Annotated in this window: 12 protein-coding genes; all 12 read right to left on the bottom strand. The window is 35.7% G+C overall.

The window, feature by feature from the left end; all coding sequences use genetic code 11:
- Nucleotides 1-2: 2 nt before the first annotated feature.
- Complete coding sequence (locus CLV33_RS08810; protein WP_105473595.1) at nt 3-1541, bottom strand: glycosyl hydrolase family 28 protein; 1539 nt, start codon at nt 1539-1541, stop codon at nt 3-5.
- Between the two features lie 12 nt (nt 1542-1553).
- On the bottom strand, nt 1554-2486 hold the full coding sequence (locus CLV33_RS08805; RefSeq protein WP_105473594.1) for a prolyl oligopeptidase family serine peptidase: 933 nt from the start codon (nt 2484-2486) through the stop codon (nt 1554-1556).
- A 16-nt stretch (nt 2487-2502) separates the two neighbouring features.
- Nucleotides 2503-5247: a hypothetical protein gene (locus CLV33_RS08800; RefSeq protein WP_105473593.1), complete on the bottom strand. Its 2745-nt coding sequence runs from the start codon at nt 5245-5247 to the stop codon at nt 2503-2505.
- A 79-nt stretch (nt 5248-5326) separates the two neighbouring features.
- Nucleotides 5327-6961, bottom strand: a complete 1635-nt coding sequence (locus CLV33_RS08795) for a GH39 family glycosyl hydrolase (RefSeq protein WP_105473660.1) — start codon at nt 6959-6961, stop codon at nt 5327-5329.
- Between the two features lie 13 nt (nt 6962-6974).
- Nucleotides 6975-8324 carry a family 43 glycosylhydrolase gene (locus CLV33_RS08790; RefSeq protein ID WP_170063998.1) on the bottom strand — a complete coding sequence of 450 codons (1350 nt, stop codon included), beginning with the start codon at nt 8322-8324 and terminating at the stop codon, nt 6975-6977.
- Between the two features lies 1 nt (nt 8325).
- Nucleotides 8326-10116 carry an arylsulfatase gene (locus CLV33_RS08785; RefSeq protein WP_105473591.1) on the bottom strand — a complete coding sequence of 597 codons (1791 nt, stop codon included), beginning with the start codon at nt 10114-10116 and terminating at the stop codon, nt 8326-8328.
- Nucleotides 10117-10126: 10 nt separating this feature from the next.
- Nucleotides 10127-11704, bottom strand: coding sequence for a sulfatase family protein (locus CLV33_RS08780; protein WP_105473590.1), 1578 nt, complete (start codon nt 11702-11704; stop codon nt 10127-10129).
- A 9-nt stretch (nt 11705-11713) separates the two neighbouring features.
- Nucleotides 11714-13513, bottom strand: coding sequence for an arylsulfatase (locus CLV33_RS08775; RefSeq protein WP_105473659.1), 1800 nt, complete (start codon nt 13511-13513; stop codon nt 11714-11716).
- Between the two features lie 401 nt (nt 13514-13914).
- Nucleotides 13915-15999, bottom strand: coding sequence for a galactose-binding domain-containing protein (locus tag CLV33_RS08770; RefSeq protein ID WP_105473589.1), 2085 nt, complete (start codon nt 15997-15999; stop codon nt 13915-13917).
- Between the two features lie 155 nt (nt 16000-16154).
- Nucleotides 16155-18206, bottom strand: coding sequence for a T9SS type A sorting domain-containing protein (locus CLV33_RS08765; protein ID WP_105473588.1), 2052 nt, complete (start codon nt 18204-18206; stop codon nt 16155-16157).
- Nucleotides 18207-18542: 336 nt separating this feature from the next.
- Nucleotides 18543-20483 carry a hypothetical protein gene (locus CLV33_RS08760; RefSeq protein ID WP_105473587.1) on the bottom strand — a complete coding sequence of 647 codons (1941 nt, stop codon included), beginning with the start codon at nt 20481-20483 and terminating at the stop codon, nt 18543-18545.
- A gap of 261 nt (nt 20484-20744) precedes the next feature.
- Nucleotides 20745-21692, bottom strand: a complete 948-nt coding sequence (locus CLV33_RS17690; RefSeq protein ID WP_244906410.1) for an SGNH/GDSL hydrolase family protein — start codon at nt 21690-21692, stop codon at nt 20745-20747.
- Nucleotides 21693-21741 lie beyond the last annotated feature (49 nt).

The raw sequence follows: 21741 nt of genomic DNA, 5'->3' as shown, positions 1-21741 counted from the left end.
TTTTAATTTATAAACTGAATATCTTTAACAAACTCATTTGCTTTTACCTGGCTAGCTTTTACTGGTGTTCCATCTAGAATAACATTATCGAAAACAACGCCTTCAACGGTGTGTGTTTCATCAAAACCAGTAAGCAGCATACTCGCATGATCTCTAATAATATATGGTTTCCAATCTGAACCATCCTGAAATCCAGTAAGGGTAGTATCAATTGGGGCTGAAGTTGCTGTTATATCTTTAAACACTACATTTCTTACATTACCACGTTCGGGCGTTTTCGTCCATCGGGTTTTTCCAATCCAAACCGAAATAAGTCTACGCCCTTCTTCAACCCTAATATTTTTAAAAGTAACATCGCGGATCACTGCATCATCACAATGATACACACGTAGTGCAGTTTCGCGTCCCACATCGTGAATAACATCGCAGTCTTCAAACAACACGTTAGTTACATTTTCCCTCACTTCAGCGCCAATACTCAAGGCATGGGCCAATTCGTTCCAAATCACACAATTTCGTGTATGAATATTTTTTACTTCACCTCTCCCTTCAAACGATTTTACAACCACCGCGTCATCTAATGTTCGGAAAAAGCAGTTTTCAACCAGTGCGTCTCTACTATTGGAAATATCTACACCATCTGAATTTCCTCGCCAACCTAAAATTTTAATATTATCAACATGAATATTATCTGAAGCTTGCAAAGGAATTGTCCAATGGCTAGGGTCTCGAATAATTATGCCTTCAATTTTTATATCATTAGATTTCTGAGCGAATATGGTGTATCGTCTTTTTGGTCTTGGAATAGCGGATTGATCGATAATTCCCCTGCCTCGAATGGTAATATGGTTTCCTTCTAGGAAAAAGGTAGGTGGATTTCTTTTTCTGCCGCGTAATTCAACTTCTTCTTCCTCAGCATCCAATCCTGCTTTTATATAAGCGCCGCCCGCAATATATACCGTTGTACTATCTTCAACCTTTATACTTTTAACATCGTGAACACCAGGACCAAAATATATTACATTAGGGTCGGTAGGATTAGGTATGTCTTCCTCAAAAGGATTTGCAAAAATGTGTAACGATTCATGCCAATCGCCATTAACTTCAATGGTTAAGTTACTTGGTTTATCAATTACAAACGAAATGGTATTTCCTTCAAAATTGGGTTGAATTCCATACGAGGTTGGTAAAATTTTCACCGAACTCACCGGTTGCGGATACGTAACTCTTACCATAACAGCTTCGTTCATATCAAACGATGCAAATGACGCAAACCCATGCTCACTACGCGAATGATTTAATCTTGGAATGGGTTCTGCGGGTGGAATTTTAGTCTTAAATACTGGTACATTTTTATTCTCAACTTCTACCACAAAAGCCTTAGAAAGTTCTATGCCTTCTGGAGCAGGATAAACTTTTACTTTTTCTGCATACTCCTTGTCTTCAGATTTACTTTTACAGGAAATTGAAATTGTGAATAAACATAAAACCAACGTTAATACGCGTAAAATCTTAAAACTATATGTACTAAAATTTGACATGATTACCCTTTTTTATTTTAAATGTGACAGTATATATGCTGTTGCATAATTATTTAGTTCCTCTATTGACGGTGAAATATTATTTCCATGAAAACTATGTGCAGCATTTTTTACGGTAAGTAATTCAACATCAGCCTTTTTTTCTTTGGCGACCTCAACCATATAAGTAGAATTGACAATTGGTAACACCGTATCTTTATCGCCATGTATTAATAAAATTGGCGGACTGTTCTTCTTTAAAAGTTCGGTAGGACTTAGTAATCTCGCCAATTCAGGTTTCTCATCTAAAGGTGCACCTAAAAGTCTTACGAATAATTTACCATCTTCAAAAATAGAACCTGGACGTATTTCTGGGTTTAAGCATGAGGTAAACGGAAAATATGATACCACACATTTAAACTTAGGTTTGCAAGTTTTAAATTCTGAATCGCCTTTAAAGTCTGCATTTTTACCCAAGGCTGTTACTAAACTAAGATGTCCTCCAGCAGAACCGCCCCAAACACCGTATCGTTTTTTATCTACTTTGAAACGTTTTGCATGTTTTAGAAGAAAACGCGCCGCATCTTTGGCGTCTACTACAGCATCGTAAGCGTTAGAATTTCCTTTGGCTAATCTATATTTAATTGTAACACAGATAACACCATTATCTAAAAGAGATTTTAAACTCCCTAAAAATGCTTTTTTAAGGATATTGTATTTACTACCTCCTGCCCATCCTCCGCCATGAACGTGCATCATCCAAGGGTTTTTAGAAGTCATTTTTTCTTCATCTGGATAAAAAATAAGCATGTCTAATTCTTGTCCATCTACCGTTTTATAGACTACGGTTTCCTTGTTTGGAAATGTATCCAAAATCTCTTGTTCATTTGGCTTTTGAGCCATTAGTGCTAACGGACAACACACTAAGACAAATAGTATTTTAATAGTTTTTATGCTTAATTTCATTTAAAATCGTTTTGTTTTATTTAAAGTTAATTACCCTATAATCACCAACATCAAACTTCACTTTTTTAGAGTTTTGAGTTATTTCAACTGGTACTTCATTATGCAACATTAATTGCCCATTTTGTTGTTTTAAAACGATATTTCCGTAGGTAGTAGCTGAAATTGTATAACCTTTGGCTATAACCTCTTTTCCGTTTCCAATGAAGATTACCCAATCATCATTTTTTTCTTGAGCAATCACCGTATAAGTGGCGTCGGTAGTCATATCTTTATACTGCACTTTTTCGTGATTTGCTGATGAAAACACAATATCCTTACGGCCAGATTTATGGCTAATATTTAGCCCAACAAACTCTTTATTTCCGTTTTCATCTTCAAAACTCGAAATACTTTTAATGCTTTTTCCTTCAGAAGATGTAAACGGTTCGTAAACCGATACAAACGGTTTTTCCCATGCCGCACCATGTTGTCTTGCTGCGAAAGTTAAATACGGTTGTTTGTCTACCTCATAAGGCAAGCCATGATTTCCTTTAAAGGCTTTATTTGGAGGTGATTTAATAGAAAATACTTCGCGCCCTTCGGTACCTTTCATCCACAAGTTCATAAAAACATCGTCTTTACCATCTTCAAAATCTATTTTCCATTCTACTTGGTAGTCGTTATTGGTTTTTTTAGATTTTTTATCCCACATATAGTCCAAAGCATACAAATGGCCACCAGCAAAACCCATTTCGTCACTAGGTGCGAGTTCCAAAGGGTTCCCGTCCGCATCCATTATTTCCATTGATTGCCCTAAATTATGATAGTAGTAATCATGAAATTTATCGCCTTTACGTTGTTTTTTAGAACGGAACACATCGATATAATACCCCGTTTCTTCACCTGTTTTTACAATACTCACCAAACGCGATTGGTCGCTGCGGGTTTCTGGTTCTAAAAAGTAAACATCAGAATAAGTGATGTCTGGATAATAGCCTCGTTTTTGTTCCGATTTTGGATATTCGCCCATTACATCGAAAGCATGGTAACTCAACATTTCGGTATAAGACGAAGCACCATCAACCATTACCGTATTATGTGCTGGAAATTGCGAATAATACTCTAAATAAATAGGTTGAAGGTATCCTGCTCCTTTTCCTGGATCGGCGCCTTGTACAAAGCCTTTCCCGTAGAGTTCCATATTAATGCCATTAGCATGCATATGGTTGCCCAAGGAACCGTTTAAAGATACCATCATACCGTTTTTGCCCTCTCCCATTCGTTGCACATGCCAACTTACGTTAGGCGCGTAAAACGTTTGAGTGATGTAATCCTCCAGTTTTCCTGTGCCATATTTTGGGTTCAACTCAAGAGGTTTACTAGCAAAAAATGAACTGATATTGGCTCTCGGTTTTCTATCCCCTTTAGAGTCTTTTGAACCTTCAGTGAATAAGCGATACATTTCGGTAAATTCTTTCTCTAATTCTGCATTGTTATTTTTTTGGGCAATTCGAATAATATCGCTAATAGCATCGGTTCTTAACGCCCCATAATTGCTATCGCCAAAGGCCACCGTTTGTCCGTTTGGAAATAGATATTGCGGAAGTACTTTTACAGCCTTTTCCATTACTGGTAGATACGGTAAAATATTATGGTTAAATGTGTTATCGAAATCATTAATAAAACGAACTACGTCATTGGTTACCCCAAACGAATACCCCGGACATTCTGCCCAAATGCCATTATTTTTATCATACCCATAATCTAAGAGTTTGGTTAATGACCATTGACGTGGCGATGTTTCATTTAAAATATAATTGATATAGTATTCGCGTCCTTTTTTGTCCTCATAGTTTTCATCGCTTTGCAGAACCATGGCCGCTTTTAAAATGATTTTCGCCTGATGCAAATTCCAGTTGTTTTGTGGCACACCATTTTTAATAATTTGGTCGTTCCATTTTTTTATAGTGGCATCGTAAATTTTGATTTTTTCTGGATGATTATTTTCAATGTACTGATGTAAAAAATCATAAAGTTCTGAAGCAGAAATCAGTGTTTTTTCATGAATTACTTGAAAACACTCCATACCAACCAATGTTTGAATATGCCCATTCATTAAATCAACAGGCGCGTTACGGTAGTACATACCCGTCATGTAGGTATCAAAAATATCGAAGGCGAATTTTGCAAATGGCTCATCGTTTTCAAGCCAATACAAAAAGGCGGCATCACGAGCCAAATCCATTAACTTCTGATTGTGTCGGTGAATTATTCCACCTGTTTTAGACTGTTCTACCCACTCTAAAGGCTTTCCTTCTTTGGTTTTATTCCTAAGGTAAAGTCCGCGTTCATCATCCATATAAGGCAAAATATCTTCCAATTCGGGCATTGCGTAATTGGTAGTATAATCTCGAGAACCAGTAAAACGCACTGTAGGCACTGGTGCTTCTCCATCGGCATGCGAATAGTAAATACCATTAACATATACATTGGTGGCTTTGGTTTTCCAATACATCATTAACCTGGAAACCATCCACTCTGGGTCGGTTATATGACGCTCTACATGCGCGTCGATTCGCTTATGAATTCCAGAAAGTACATCTTTTGCCCAAGCTTCCTTTTTAATGGTTTTTTCGAGCGATTTCTTTTCGGATTGCGTAATGTAAATTCTAGGATAACCTTGTTCTAAATTTTCAGGTAGTGGAATTTTGTCTGTTTCCTGTGCATGCACTATGCCTCCAAAACAGAGGATAATTCCAATTATGGTAATAAGATTTTTCATTATTTATGCTTTTTAATATTATAACCTGAATGCTTTCAGCAAACTTTTTAAAACTATTGTGGCCGGCAGTTTTATTTAACTAATTGATTTGTTCTATTAAAACAACACTCCAAGGTGTTAACTCCTTCTGAATTTTCAGATTTCCATTAGTATCAGCAGTCACAATATTAGTATTTAAGCGCTCCGCAAATGCCTTCATCACTTTTATCTGCTCTCTTGTTGGTGGTTCTGGTTTACCCATTTTTTCCCAGTAATCGTAAATATTACCGTGATCTTTATCTAATATTTCTATTTTGAATTGTGTACCAGGTTTTAATTTTGAAAGTGAAAAATTGAGTTGTCTCGAACTTCCGTTATAATGTTTATCAATTTTTCGAATACTTTTTGGAACAGCATTATAGTGTTCTTTTGGATAATTGTAAGCCAATGCTACTATTTTACCATTCCCGGACTTACGACTTACAAACAGGAATTCATCTTTATATAATTTCTCATCACCAAGTTGATGTAGCATTCTGTACGCATGATACGAAGGTTTTACTAACCCTTGATAGTTTATCATTCCAAACCCGCCATGAAAGATACTTTCACCACCACCTTTCTCTTCAAAAATATCTGTAAACGTCCAAAAGGCAAGCGAGTTGGTTAAACCAATACTCTCTAAATTTGTGCGAACAATATAAGCCGCAGGTGGTAAAAAATCGTGCATTGCATCTCTACTGTTTGGTGTGGTATTCCATTCTGTAAGGTGAATTTCGGCATTAGGAAACGCACTTTTAGCCAGTACTTTATTCAACCATTTAATATCTTCTACAGTAGATTGTACGTAACGCGAAAAGTCTTTTCCTTTTCCTGTACGCGGATCTAAAGGAAAATCTGTGGGATAAGGATGTGTACTTATAAAATCTACAGGAAGGTTTTCTTTTTCACAATAGTCTAGAAAGTCTTCAATCCAAACCCCTCGCCACTGGAGTTCGTTAATATTTTCGGCAGTAAACGTAACTGTAAAACCGCCAGTATCTTCTTTTTCACCTTCGTAGCGACCATCTGCAACAAAATTACTAGACGATGGTCCGCCAACTTTAAGACGGTTATCTACAGATCGCACCGCTAACACCGATTGTTTATACAATTCGAAATACTGAGATTTTGTACCGTCCCAAAACCCACGAGTTAAGTTAGGTTCGTTCCAAACTTCAAAGTACCAAGTTAGCACTTCATCTATACCATAGCGGTCTACACAGTGTTGTGTAAACGCTTTTACTAAATTATGCCACTCGTTATACTTAGATTCATCGGGGGTGATATTTGCTTTCCACCAAAATTGAGTTTTACTATTTTCTGCAGCTAAAATTGAAGGGAAATAGGCTAATTCAACAAAGGGTTTTACGTTTAAATCGAGCATTCTGTCGAATAAATCGTCAATGTATTGCCAGTTATAGGTTATTTTACCGTTGTGTTCGAAAACTGGAAACATATCGTCGTGAAAAATGCCATGGAAACGCACATACTCGAATCCGCAATTTTCCTGAACTTTTTGAAGTTGTTCTAACCAACCTGCTCGTAAGCCTTCGTTTGCTCTACCAGCACCAACCATTTTGCTCCAAAAGTGTTCGAACTTCTCACCGTTTTGGCTAGCATCTATGTTGATATCTTGCGATGATATAGGGTTAATGAATAGAATAGAAATGAATGCAATACAAAAAATTCTCATTATAATTTGTTTTTTAATCTTCAAAAATTTGTTCTAGTTTAATATAATCTAAGGCAAAATATCCTTTAGTTGGTTTCCAATTGCTCCTAAGAATGCGTATAATATTATCGCCTGCTTTTAATTCAACAGGACCAAAATCGATTTCTCTAAACGTTTCTGATTTTGGAAACTTAAATTCGCGATATTGGTGGCTATTGATTAAAACATCATGGTTTGATTCTCCCTCGGGTGATGCATAACGTACAATAAAACGGTATTTAGCAGGTTTAGCTACTTGAGCTAGCATTGATACGTGGTCGTAAGGATTATCAAAATTGGTAACATATCCTTTACCACCGTAGTCTTTCATATAGGTATCAACTATTACGTTGTACAATTTACCTCCTGCTGCAAATCCATTTTCTGCTTCTAAATGTATAGTTGTTTTTGTTCGATTTGCGTTACCTAAACCTTTTTTAGAAGGTACAATAGGGATGATATTTCCGTCTTTATCATAATGCAAATAATCGGCCATAACCGATCTTGTTTCACTTAATCCACCAGACAACCAAGCACTATGATAAAACATGATATCTTTTCCTTTATAAGTTACAATACCGCCATGATTCGTTCCGCTTTGCCCTTCAAAATCATCAATAAAACAATCTTTAAATTCATAAGGCCCCAAGGGTTTATCAGCAACTGCATAAAACATTTTCTCTGGCCAACGTCTTGGTGTAAGCCCCGGATAGGTGAGGTAATATTTACCTTTGTATTTATGAACCCAAGGTCCTTCAAAAACATGAGTTAATTGCGATGTTAAATCTACATAAGTCTCAGGTTTAATGGACATTAAATCGCTGTTTAATTCTGCTCCAAAACATTTTCTATCGTGACCCCAAAACAAATAAGGTGTACCATCATCGTCTATAAATATTGCTGGATCTTGTCCAAACTCTACACCTTTTACATAACCTAAATCGGTAAAGGGGCCTTCGGGAACATCACTTCTGGCAACACCCGTTCTAAAAAGTCCTATACCGGCCTCTTTCATACAGTAAATAAGATAGTAGTGGTCTCGATAATATACGGCATCCATTGCCCAAGCATGACTCTCTGCCCAATCTACATTATCTAAGTGTAGTATACGTCCGTGATCTGTCCAATTAACCATATCGGTAGTAGAAAATGCATGGTAATCGGTCATTCCATAGTGATTATTTGATCCTGGTTCGTCGCGAGTAGTGTAAACCCAAAGTCGGTCGTCGTTGGGCCACACATGTGGTGCAGGATCTGCAGTAAACAAATGCGTAAACACTGGATTCTGTGCGATTGAAAACACCGAAACACTGGTAAATAGTAAAACTAAGAGGCTTTTTTTCATTCTAAATTTTTTCGATATACACATAATATGCAGGGTGTCTTCTACCCGCTTCATCTATAAGTTCTGCTTCCATATCGTACTTGCCCGCAGGAATTGTACCTTTAAATGTTACTTCTTCTTGTCCATTTGATATTTCTTGTGATTTTGAAATATTGGCAAAAAACAAGTATGCTTCTTTAAAATCTGATTTTACTCCTGAAGGTGACGTTCTGTCGTATTCAATAGCTTCTTCCTGAGCTGGAAACGTAGCATTTATATGCAAACCGCTTTCTCGAGGGAAACGCCTTAAAGAAATGGTATATTCGCCATCTTCAACCACTTCTATTCGCCAAGAACCACCTGATGGATTTGGGCGTATAGCACTATTTTGATGCCATGCGTTGGCATATCTACCGGTAATTAAATCGTGTGCTGATATTCTACTAGGATTTTCCTGAGAAGAGCCCACCTTTATATAGGCATATTTTTGATCGACACCATCAGCTATAAACGATTGCCACCAAGTTTCGTAACCTACAGCTAATCGATTTGCAACTTCTGGATAATTTTCAATAACATTGTGTTCCTGTGCTCTATCTTCGTTAATATTATACAATTGATTGCCATCAACCAAACGCCAATTTTCGTCCATTACCGTATATTTTTTGTACTTCACAAGATTTTGCTCTCGTTGGGTATCCATATAAAGTATTCTGTTTTCCCAATCGGTATTCGGGTTTTTTAATAATGGTTTTAAACTTTTACCATCTAAAGGTTTCGTTGGATTGAATTTTAAATTTAGTAAGTCTACGAAGGTTGGTAACAAATCGTAATGTGCCACTAATTTATTAATGTCTTTTCCTCCCGTTAGTTCGCCATTTGGCCAACGAATGAAAAATGGAACGCGATGACCCCCGTCGTACTGACTCCCTTTACCGCCTCTTAATCCAGCATTGTAAGTGCTTCTACCTGCAGATGTGCCGTTATCGGTTGTAAATATTAAAATGGTATTGTCGGCAATTCCTAGTTCGTGTAACTTGTTATCTAGTTTCTTAAAATTGTCGTCTATGTTCGTAATCATGCCATAAAACCTTCTTAATCTTGGGTTTAAATCCTCATACTTCTTACCTTGATACATGTTGTAATATTCCTTAGGAAGGTTGTAAGGTCCATGCGGTGCATTGGTAGATATGTAACAAAAGAACGGCTTGTCTTTATTTTTTTCTATAAAATCTATGGCTTCAGAGAAAAATACATCGGTGCAATAGCCTTGGTATTTCTGGGTTTTTCCGTTATGCCAATAGGTATCGTTAAAATAATCGTTACCCCAAAAATCTGGACCTTGACCTATACCTCCAGCACCGTGCCTTACCACTTCATGAAAACCTCTATCCATAGGGCGAAACGGATAATTATCACCTAAATGCCACTTACCATACATAGCATTAGTGTATCCATTTTGTGCCAATATTTGCGGCAGAATTACTTCATCTTCAAATAACAAAGAACGACCTGCTATTGTATGATATACATTAACACGATTGCAGTGGCGCCCCGTCATTATAGAAGATCTGGTTGGCGCACATGTGGTAGACACATGGTAATTTGTAAGCCTAATGGATTGCTCGTACAACCTATCGATATTTGGTGTTTTTATATAAGGGTTTCCGGTACACGCCAAATCTCCCATACCTTGGTCGTCGGTAATAATGAAAACTATGTTAGGTTTTTTATTATCGTTTTGAGCCATTACGGAATAGCTTCCCACGCATAAAACAATTAAGAATTTTTGAAAAAGCTTTGATAATTTCATAGCTACTGTATTATAAGTTTATCCAATTAACTTGTGGCCAATTGGTTTTTATGTAATCTTGAGGTTCACCCTGTGTAGACCTTCCGTTTTTTATAATTTGCGTAATTTCTGTTTTAAGATCATTTACAATCTCTGGTTTTTCAAAATACAAATTGGTGGTTTCTCCCGGATCGTTTTTAATATTATACAGCTCAAAAGGCGCGTCTCCCTCTGTTACCTCGATAAATTTAGGCTCTAATGACCCACCAGAACCACGAAACATATTTAGCTTCCAATCGCCTTTTCGGATAGCAAAATGTCCCGTAAACGAATGATGAATAACTGCTCTGTCTTTTTGATAGTCTTCGTTAGAATTCTTATCAACTAAAGGCATAAGGTTATAGCTATCTTCACCAGCATTATCGGGAAGTTCTGTACCGATAATACTCGCTATGGATGCTAAGTAATCGCCTTGATAAACAGGCTCATTTATTTGTGTTCCTGCATCTATCACCTTAGGCCAACGCATTAAAAAGGGTACGCGATGTCCGCCTTCATAAATATCGCGTTTACCACCTTTAAAGTTCATACAGCTATAATGCTGAAATGTATCTCGTTGGTATTTATAATTGGTTTCTGCTCCATTATCAGAAGAAAATATAACCAGTGTATTATCTTCTAGTCCGTTTGCTTTTAATGCATCTAGCACTTGCCCTACGCGATAATCGGTTTCTTCCATAAAGGCTCCGTAATTGCCACACTCGCTACGCCCTTGAAAATCGGGATGTGTACAATGTGGTAGATGCGGACTTGTTAAAGGAAAATAGAGAAAAAATGGCTTTCCATTTTTAGCATCGTTCGCAGATTTATTGATGTATTCTACTGCTTTGTCAGCGAAGGTTTCTAAAACCAATTCATCGTTAAACGATGGTGCTACTTCCACGTGTCCTTTGCTCCATTCCTCCTTATACGGAGGCGTCATTCGGTACGTTCTAGGCGTTACGTCTAGCTTTTTTTTGGTGTACATAATTGGAGGGTCTAGAACACGGTTGTTTTCTAAATATGTTAGTACTCCATAATTCATTGATCCTGCAATTCCGAAAAAATAATCGAAACCATATTCAATTGGTCCTTCTGTAAATGGTTTAGACCAATCTCTTCCTTCTTTTACAGTGCCTTCAAATTGCATTTGTAAGTGCCACTTCCCTACCATTGCGGTATTATATCCGTTGTTTTTTAAAAGTGAAGCAATGGTCATTCTATCTTTTTCTATTAAGCAAGGACCATCGGCGCGCAATACACCTTCTTTCAACGAGGTTCTCCAACTATATCTACCTGTTAATAACGTATAACGTGAGGGTGTACAAACCGCATCGCTACTATGGCCATCGGTAAACACAGCACCTTCGTTTGCTATTCGGTCTATATTTGGAGTTTTAAATTTGGCGTTTGGGTTAAGAGCACTTACATCGCCATAGCCTTGATCGTCGGTATAAATAATTACGATATTCGGTTTCTGTTTTATTTCATTGCTTTTCTTTTGGCATGAAACCATAAACCAACAACATACACTTAAACACCAAAATAATTTATTAAAAGAATAATTCATGTTATCCTGTTATTTTTTTTTAATATCTACATAGTATGCTCCCAATTCTTCACCATCATTGAGTGTAAACCATGTTTGCATTTTAGTTTCCCCTGCTTGTAAATCAACTTCAAACTCAACATATTCTTTTGAAGCATCAACTTTTTTTACTTCATCATAATTTTGAATTTTTAATCTCGCATTAACAATATTTAGTGCAATTCCTTTTTTTGTTGCTTTAACACTGGTGCCTTCTAAAGCGGGCCTAATTGGCGCTTCTGCATTTAGAGACAATCCTGTTTCCTTTGGCCATCTCCTTAATTTCATACTATATTTTCCTGTTTCTGCTACTTTAACTAGCCAGTAGCCATTGTCTATAAAGGCACTTCGTATGTGTCGTTGATGCCATGGTGTCGCTTCCTTTTCGGTGTGCCAATCGTGACAATATAGTGTTACTGGATTTTCTTTTTCATGACCAATATAGATGTATGGTTGGTCTTTATAAGAAGGTGAAATCTCCTCCCACCAAGCATCGTAAGCTTTTTTAAGTTCAGCTACTTTTTCTGGGTGTTGGTCTATGATATTATGACGTTGTTCTGGATCTGTCTCAAGATTATAAAGCTCTACGCCATCAACCAAACGCCATTTTCCTTGCATTAATGATGTTCTGCGCCAAGGTTCTGGGTTTTCAACTCTTTGTGAATTGGTTATTACTATTCTATCTTTAAATTCTGAATTATTACCATTAAACAATGGTTTAAGACTAGTACCATCAAATTTTATAGAATCGTCTACCTCAAGGTTACACAAATCTACAAGTGTTGGAACAATATCGTAATGTGCAGTAAGTTCGTTAATATCTTTACCAACGTTTAGTCCGCCATCTTTCCAATGAATAAAAAGAGGCACTCTATGTCCGCCTTCATATTTACTAGCTTTAACTCCTCGCATTCCAGCGTTGTAGCCTTGTTTTATGAACCCGTCTAAACGATGGCCTTCGGTTTTAGCGCCTTGAGCCGTACCGTTATCTGTGGTAAAAATTAGAATGGTATTATCTAGTTTAGCAGATTCTTTTAGATAGGTTACCAACTTCCCTAGATTCTCGTCTATATTTCTAACCATACCTAAAAAAGGCGCATGAGGGATGCTATCATTACCTTCTAAATCTTTATAATACTTATCTTCTACGTTGTAATTTGAATGTGCTGTATTTGAAGGAATATAGCAAAAGAATGGTTCGTTTTCTTTTGATTCTATCCATTTAATAGCTTCGTCGAACCAGATATCTGCACTGTACCCTTCGTACTTTTTTAGCTGTCCGTTGTGCAAATACATATCATCGAAATAATCGTTATTCCAATAATCCATAGTTTGCCCCATACCACCACCACCATGGGATAAGACCTCTTCGAACCCCTTATCTTCTGGCCTAAACGGATAGTTATCACCAAGATGCCATTTTCCAAACATACCTGTGTTGTAACCGTTATCTTTAAACATCTGAGCTACTAAGGTTTCGCGTTCTAAAATTAAAGACCTTCCTTTCACAGTATTCCAAACACCAGTTCTGTTATTATGACGTCCTGTTAATAAAGCAGCACGTGTTGGCGCACAAGTTGGGCTTACATGAAAATCTGTAAATCTTGCGCTTACATTATGAAGTGCATCAATATTAGGTGTTTCTATAAACGGATTACCAAGCGCGCTAATATCTCCATACCCCTGATCGTCTATTAGAATTAAAATTACGTTAGGCTTACTTGAAGCTAATTGTTGTTTCTTTTCTTCCTGATTACAGGATAACACAATTAATGCTAGTAACAATGCCAAAAAAAAGGCTGAATTCTTAAAATATTTTAACACAGTTTTGAATTTGATGGGTTTTTAAACAGTTATTTCATATTACAAACTAAAATATAAGTAATCTATATTTTGTAGTATCAATCATGATTCTTTTTGTATAAATTATGAACTGTTTTATAAAAGTGCGGAACACAATGATGTGATACCACAAGTTATAAGAAAGTATTGTATTTGTTAATGAAATTGTACTTTTAAAAATGGCTTTAATTCACACTATAAATTACTTTACAATTATTTTAATTCTATAGGTTTTAATCGCATTAAAAACTGCTTTCCATTACTTCAATTTCAAAATACAGTAATAAAAAAAGCACCTTTTTGCTATTAATGAAAAAAGGTGCTTTAAACACTATTAAGCTGTACTACTTTTACAATTTCACTAGTTTTTTAGTTGCCGTTATTTGTCCGTCGCTTATGTTTAAAAGATAAACGCCTTTAGTTAATTGCGATACATCAACAACCATGTCTTTTGCTCGCATTGGTTTTAATTCTAATACCTTTTGTCCGCTTAAAGCATACACATTAATTTTAGTGCTATCTAGGTTGAAATTCATCTTGCTTATCGAAATATAAAGCTCATTCTTTACAGGATTAGGGTACAAACTAAGAGCTTTACTAATATCTTTAACTGATAAAGAAGATGCAAAAACCTGAACTTCTGCCAGAGATAAGGCATAACTATTATTTAATTGAATAATTTTTATACTTTTTCCCATGGCGCCTCCTGCATTAATAGTGGTGGAAGGGCTAGGTGCCAAAAGTTCATCGTATACATATGAAAATGTTTCTATACCATTAGCATCAAAAACCTTAACTTCAAAGTCGGCTAACCTCAAAGATGTAGATCCTGTTCTGTTGTAAATTACTATATCTCCTATAGCTTGCTCTGAGTTTAAGTTTACTTGCCACCAAGCATCAGTATCAGATGGATTTGTGTGGGTTACTGAATTATTGTTGTAATTACCATTGGTATTTCCATCTATAGCTCTATTTGCTAAACCAGAGTAATCTGTTGAGGATTGTATTGCTGCTCCTGTTAAAGCTATATTTGCGGAAGCGCAATCTAGAGATTCTACACTGTTTCCAGAACCGTTATTAATCACATCTGAAGCATCACATTCTTGCACACGATTATTGGTTGCATCGGCATGTAAAACCACAGGAAAATTTGTTAAATTTTTTAAGAACACATCCCTAACAGTATGATTGTTTTGTGATGCATTACTACCATTCAACACTCGTAAACCTTGTAGATCTCCAGCCATCATAATCTTTAAATCGCTTGGAAAATCTGTTTCCGCAGATCTAAAAGTAAGATTATGTTCTTTTCCTCCAATATATGCTATTGCACCATGACCGTTGTAATAATCATCACTTGGTGGTAAAATAGTAATATCTGCGCTATACCCTGTATCGCTTGCATAGGCATTTTTATAAACAGGCCCATAGATTGCATCAGCACCACAGTTTAATACAGTACCAGAGCCTATGGAATACCCCGATTCGCAACCCAAAACCACACAATTTTCTACGTGTTTCTTGCCTGTAGCATGAACAAGCACAACTCCAGTTCTAGCATTTTTAATGGTACAGTTTTTTACGGTTGGATTATCGGTTCCGCGCTGAATCTCAACACCATCAATATAAGTTGTTCCGGCATTGTAAGCCCTAATACCACCTTCCTGCAAACTCATCATGTATCCTGGAGGTAATTTGTAGCCCCAAGTAGTCATAAAACCTTTATCATAAGCAGGTCCTGATGTTTCTGCTAGCATATCATCTGTTGTACGCATTTCACCTTCTATATAGCATCCTTCAATTATAGGGTAACTTGCGGCTTGCATAAATACACAATGCCCATAAGAACGTGAAATTACCGTTGTGTTTTTTAAATGGTTTCTTAGTCCACGTATTAAAATACCGGAGTGTTTATAATGCTTAATTACAGTATTTGTTCCTCCTTTTCCAAAAGCATCTCCGTAACCGTATGGGTAAGACCCACGTACTGTTAAATGAAAGCCTTCTATTAAATTATCCCTTCCATCCATGGCAATTCCTAATGCAGTTCTTGTTGGCCTTGTATTACCTATATCCTCCATGGTTAAGTTTTTAAGCACATTGTTATTACCTAATATTTGAATTTCCTTCACATCTACATTACCAAATTTTGTAAATACAAACGTATTAATACTAATTTTAGCACCTGTAAAATCGTAAGTACTGTTAGATCCTTCAAATAGAAGCAATGGATTAGAGAATTTTCCTGCTGTAATATCAAAAGCACTAATGGAATAGTTTCCAGGTGCTAATTTTACATCAACATTATCATCATCTAGATAAGGCAATAAATCTTCTAAAGAATTTACTGTTATAGTCTGTGCTTTAACTTCCTGTACAAAAAGCACAAACATGGCTATAATACCCGTTATGAGTAAAGTGTAATTTTTCTTCATACTTTAAATGTTTTTTAAACTTCAAAAATACAAAAGTGGAAACCTGAAGATTATAACATATGTTCCTTAGCCTATAACATAATACCCTAAATAAAATAAAAGCACTTTCTTAATTAAGAAAGTGCTTTTAATTATGGCTTATATTTTTATATATGTTAGTGTTTCACTATTTTTTGATTGAATACTACGTTTTCAGATTCAATTCTTACAACATAAATGCCCGATGGTAAACTGTTTAGATGTAATTGTTTTTTGCCATTTATATTTTCCAAAATAAGTGTTTTTCCGGTTAAATCTAAAATTGAAATTTTGGCTGAAACCGAATTTTTAAGTTCGATGTTTAAAATATCTGAAGTTGGTACTGGAAAAATAGAAACGTTATCCTTAAAAATATTATCATTGGTACTAAGCGTCATACTTGTAAACGAAAATCTTGTATACGAACCTGAGCTACCTGTTGTAACAACATCTACATAAGTATCGAAACCTCGTAATCTTCTATTGTTTTTATTGGTAATATGAAATAAATCGCTATCATAAACATCAAATCTCCATTTTGCAGAATCATCGGTATACGTACTAGGTTGCATTATTGAAACCGTGCCTGCATCAGCTGAAATTCTGGGTTTAGCACCACCACCAACACAATCTATAAAATAATAGCCTGTTTCCCCAGGAACAGGAGTAAACTTCCATTGTGCGTTAGTACTAGTTTCTGTCTCACCCAACATTAATAATTCATTTCCTCCGTTTGCCCCTAATCTGGCTGTCCATCTTGGGTTATTTATAAAATAAGTAGCATTAGTATCTGGAAAGGGAGCAGTATCATCACAAGCCCCCAAATTATTATTTGTTCCATTATCTGTAACTACCCCACAAGAATCTCCTGTAACATTAGAACTCATTGCATCTAACGTAATTGGAAAATCAGTTAGATTATGAAGTTCTAAATTTGATGCTGTAAGCGGATTTTGACTGGATGAAACACCAAGTAATCGTACGTTATTCTTTTCGCCACCAACCTGAATTCTAAGATTCGCAGAAGGATCTCCTCCACGTAAAGTAATATTATGAGAACTACCACCAATGTAAGCTACAGTTCCACTGCCATTATAATAACTTCCTTCTGCAGGCAAAACGTTTATATCTATATTGGTGTTTTTATCATTTGAATACGCAAAACTTAATACTGGACCATATTGGGCATCGCTACTACAGTTTATAACAGTACCACTACCTATGGAATATCCCTGCTCACAACCTATAAGCGTAACACCTTCAACATGTTTCGTGCCAGTGGCATGAACTAAGGTAACTCCTGTTCTTGCATTTTTTATCGTGCAATTTAGAATGGTTGGGTTATCTGTTCCTCTTTGTATTTCTATGCCATCAATATAGGTGGTGCCTGCGTTGTAAGCTCTAATGCCACCTTCCTGCAAACTCATCATATAACCTGCGGGAAGCCTATAGCCCCAAACGGTTTGGAAATTAACATTATCTGCGGGCGATCCTGTACCTTCTTCAGCCAACATATCATCAGTAGTTCGCATTTCACCCTCAATATAGCAGCCTTCAATGGTAGGATGACTTGCGGCTTGCATAAATACAATATGGCCATAGGAACGTGAAATGATGTTACAGTCTTTTAAATGATTTCGCAACCCTCTAATTAAAATACCTGAATGTTTTCTGTGTGCGATAACTGAACCGCCTCCTTTTCCAAAAGCATCGCCATAACCGTATGGATAAGATCCTCTAACAGTTAAATGAAATCCTTCTATCCTATTATCTCTACCATCCATTACAATACTCTGGGCTCTTCTTCTTGGTGCGGTAGTACCTATGTCTTCCATGGTTAAGTTCTTAAGTACATTATTATTACCTAAAATTTGTATTTGGTTAACGTCTACATTCCCAAAAGATCTTAACACTTCAGTATCAATATTTATAGTAACTCCCGTAAAATCGAAAATACTGTTTGACCCCTCGAAAAGAAATAAAGGATTAGAAAATTTATTAGCAGCAATATCAGATGCTGTAATACTGTAAGTCCCGGGTGCTAGTTTAACATCAACATTATCATCATCTAGATAAAGCAATAAATCTTCTAATGAATTAACCGTAATTGTTTGCGCATAAATTTGTTGCGAAAAGACCAGTAAGACGGTAAAAAGTATTCCTTGTAATAATGTAATTTTTTTAGTCATAGTTCAATTATTTATTTTAAGGTAAAACTAATTATTGAAATGCTATACTTTTATAAACCATGTTGCATATAATATAAAATATAACCCTTAGAGCTAAAAAAGTGCTGCTTACAATGTAACTGTTTTGTTAACGGATATGAAAATAAACCACTATGGACTGTAAGCCCCTAGTTTTTACAAAAGAATGAAGCACAAAGAGAAACCTCACCATTATAAGATTTCTTGCCACTTGTTCCTCACTCTATGGAAATGATAAAATACGCTTAAAAGTTTATAGAAACTAAAGTAATTGCAATGAAATTGCAGGATTTTAATCTGTAACTTGATTATAAATTTCTAATGGAATATAGGCGTATATTTTACCGTTACACTTCCTGTTTGTAATGGTTTTTTGAAATCTAACCCAATTCGTTTTGCATCTTTTCCATTGCGTAATGCTTTTACGGGGACGGGCTCAGGGTTAATTATAATTTCACCTCCTACACTAGAAATTTCAACTTTCAACTTATGGTTTTTACTAGTTAAAATAATGGTATTGTTGTTTATAATTTCATATTCTGAAAACGTCATTAAAGCCGTTCCAAACGTAACATTGTTTGATGCTTCGAAATAATCGGTAACACTAATAGCGCCATAACCAGATTTATCGTTTATCATGGTACGTTCTAAGACGTTTAATCCATCAACTTCATAGGCAGGTTTAATATTCATCACTACTTCATCTCGCATTTCTTTAAAATCTGTTTTTAAAACTTCTCCTTTAAATTCATACCCATTAGATTGTAAGATGTTATTTATTCTAGGTACAGGATGCCCCCATGAGCTGCGAGCTTTATTACGCGGAGAAAAGGCCCCTGCCGTGTAAGATGGCGCGCCTATATCGCCACTAATAAAATCTTTCTCTAGCAACAAGGTGTAAGTACCTACATCGCTATGGTTATGGTTCTCCGCATTATGGCCTGCTTTTATTGCTATAGAAAACGGTATTTCTTGTTTTCCTCGAGAAATCACCATTCCAGAAGTGTTAAAATATGTAACATTTGGCAACTGTGGTTTTTCTGTACTTTTTCTTTCTGAAAATATTTCAGGGTGATTCCATGCTATTAGTTGTTCAGCAGCTTCTTCAAATTTAAATTCAGTTGGTACACTAGCGCCATAATAATATGCAGATAATGCATAAGGGAAATTACCTTTAGTATTTGCCGCCACTATGTTACCATCTGCAAAGGGTGCAAATCTTAATTGTTGTATTTCGAAGTTTTCAGGAAAGTTACCTACATTCTTCAGTTTTTCTGGATTGCTGTGTTTAAACATATTTATTTTTCCATTGGTATAATCTAAAACAAACTGTGCCATATACAAATAATGACCAAATCCGTAGCTCCAATAACCAATACCTTCTGAACAGTAGCCATCGTCACCAAATCCGCTTAAATAATATCTAGAACTATTTATAGCACAACCAATAGCGAGCAAACGCTCCTTATAGCTATTTGAATTTGAAATGGTTGAAAACACAGTACCACTATTACAAACCGAATTCCAATTACTTGTGCTACGTATCCATCTGTTTAATTTATTTTCATCTCTGCAACTTGCCAAATACGAATCTGTTATACGCTTTTGAACCATATTAACTGCCGCTGTTTTAAGATCGTTTGGAAGCCTATCAGCTAAAAGCACGATGGCCAAGGTTAAATCGGTACCAAACTTACGAGCACCCAAATCTATAGTAATACTTTCACCTTTTAAATTACTGTTATTATTATCGTCGTGATTAGGATGTAACCAAGACTTCATGTCCATAATGGCCTTCATATACACCCTAACTTGGGGTATAAATCTACCTTTGTTTTCTATACATTCGGCCAAAATGAAGCGCTCTAAACGATCCATAGTACGGTAATATCTGGGTTTATAAATACCGCGATTGCCTTCTTTATTTGCACGCCTGTAAATCTCATCAGAAATGGGTACTTCGGGCTTTTTATCTATTTGCGAAATGGCATAAGCTACATATTCTTGTCCCGATTTAGACTGCGCTATTCTTTCCCAGTATTCCCTATCGTTTATATGAGGCGCTGGTTGATAAGCATTATTTGGGATTACCTCCTTAAGCATTTTTATTTGCGCACTGTTAGGATAAATGGCATCGCCTTCAACAAGACTTAAAAAGGATTTAATATTTAATGTTGAAATGTTATCTTGGGCAAGTGCTTTATTAACCAACACAACAAATAGCGTTAATGAAAAACAAATTGTTTTTAAATACCTCATGGTTTTTTTTGTTAAATCTAATTTTTTATTGAATAATTTCGATTTTGAGCCACCACACCAAAAGTTACTGTGCAGATTAGAACAATTACCAATCTTTTTATTGTAATAATTTTAAAATTCGATTCGTATTTTCAATATTACAATTTAGAGATTCAAAACCTTATAAACCATTGTTCATAGTTTATAAATTATGACTTATTACTATTTGAATATGAAGTTTTAATACAAAAAAAACCACTTTGTTATTATGGGGCTATAGATTTATTTTTTTAATGCCTTTCGTATCGCTTTAATAACCAAAGGTTCCATAATCGCATACCCTTCAATATTAGGGTGCACTGTATCTCTTCCATAGGCTTTTATTAATCCTTTTTCATCATTTACCATTTTAGAATAGTAATCTAGATACACAATGTTATGCTTTTTGGCATATGCTTCAATTAGCGTATTAAGTTCGCTAATTTTTTCAATGGGTTCTATAGACGGGCTCCATGAATAACTACTAGCAGGAAGCACAGATGCTAAAATTACTTTTATGTTATTCGCTTTGGCTAATTCGGCCATTGAAAAAATATTATCGGCAATTTCAGGAACAGTTATGAGGCCTCTATTTCCAGCAATATCGTTGGTTCCTGCATGAATAACTACGGCTACTGGATTTAAATTAATAACATCTTGTTTAAACCTCAATAGCATTTGCGACGACGTTTGTCCGCTAATACCTCTACCAACATAATTGTTTTCGGTAAAAAACTCTGGATGAAAATCTACCCATCTTTCGGTGATAGAATTCCCCATAAACACTACCCTGTTTTCTTTTTCTCTTGTGGATTTTAGTGCCATATTTGCTTTTTTATACCGTTTTAAATTTGCCCAATCATCATTAGGTATCAACTGAATTTTTATAATTGGAACCTCAACATCTGGTTCGTTTTTTGGCAGTAAAACAGTTAAATTACCATCAATTAATTTTATTTTTAATTTTTTTGAAGGATCTGACACCAACCTAGCTTCCCTTGGTTTAATTGCTCTATCTATAACCAATTTACCGTCTTTTGGCCATTGATTAACATGTGCGTAAATAAACCCACCTTCTGAAGTATACGCTCCCCAGTCTGGTTTAGCATAGTTATTTGATTGAGCAAACCCAACCAAAACATTAAAAATAATGGCTATGGTAACAATTATTATTTTCTTTGATAGATTCATTTTTACGATGTCTTTAATTTAATTGATTATATAAAGCTACAATTACTTT

Source organism: Jejuia pallidilutea (genome assembly GCF_002973595.1).
In the GTDB taxonomy this organism is placed as follows: domain Bacteria; phylum Bacteroidota; class Bacteroidia; order Flavobacteriales; family Flavobacteriaceae; genus Jejuia; species Jejuia pallidilutea.
This window is presented reverse-complemented; position numbering and strand designations above follow the sequence as displayed.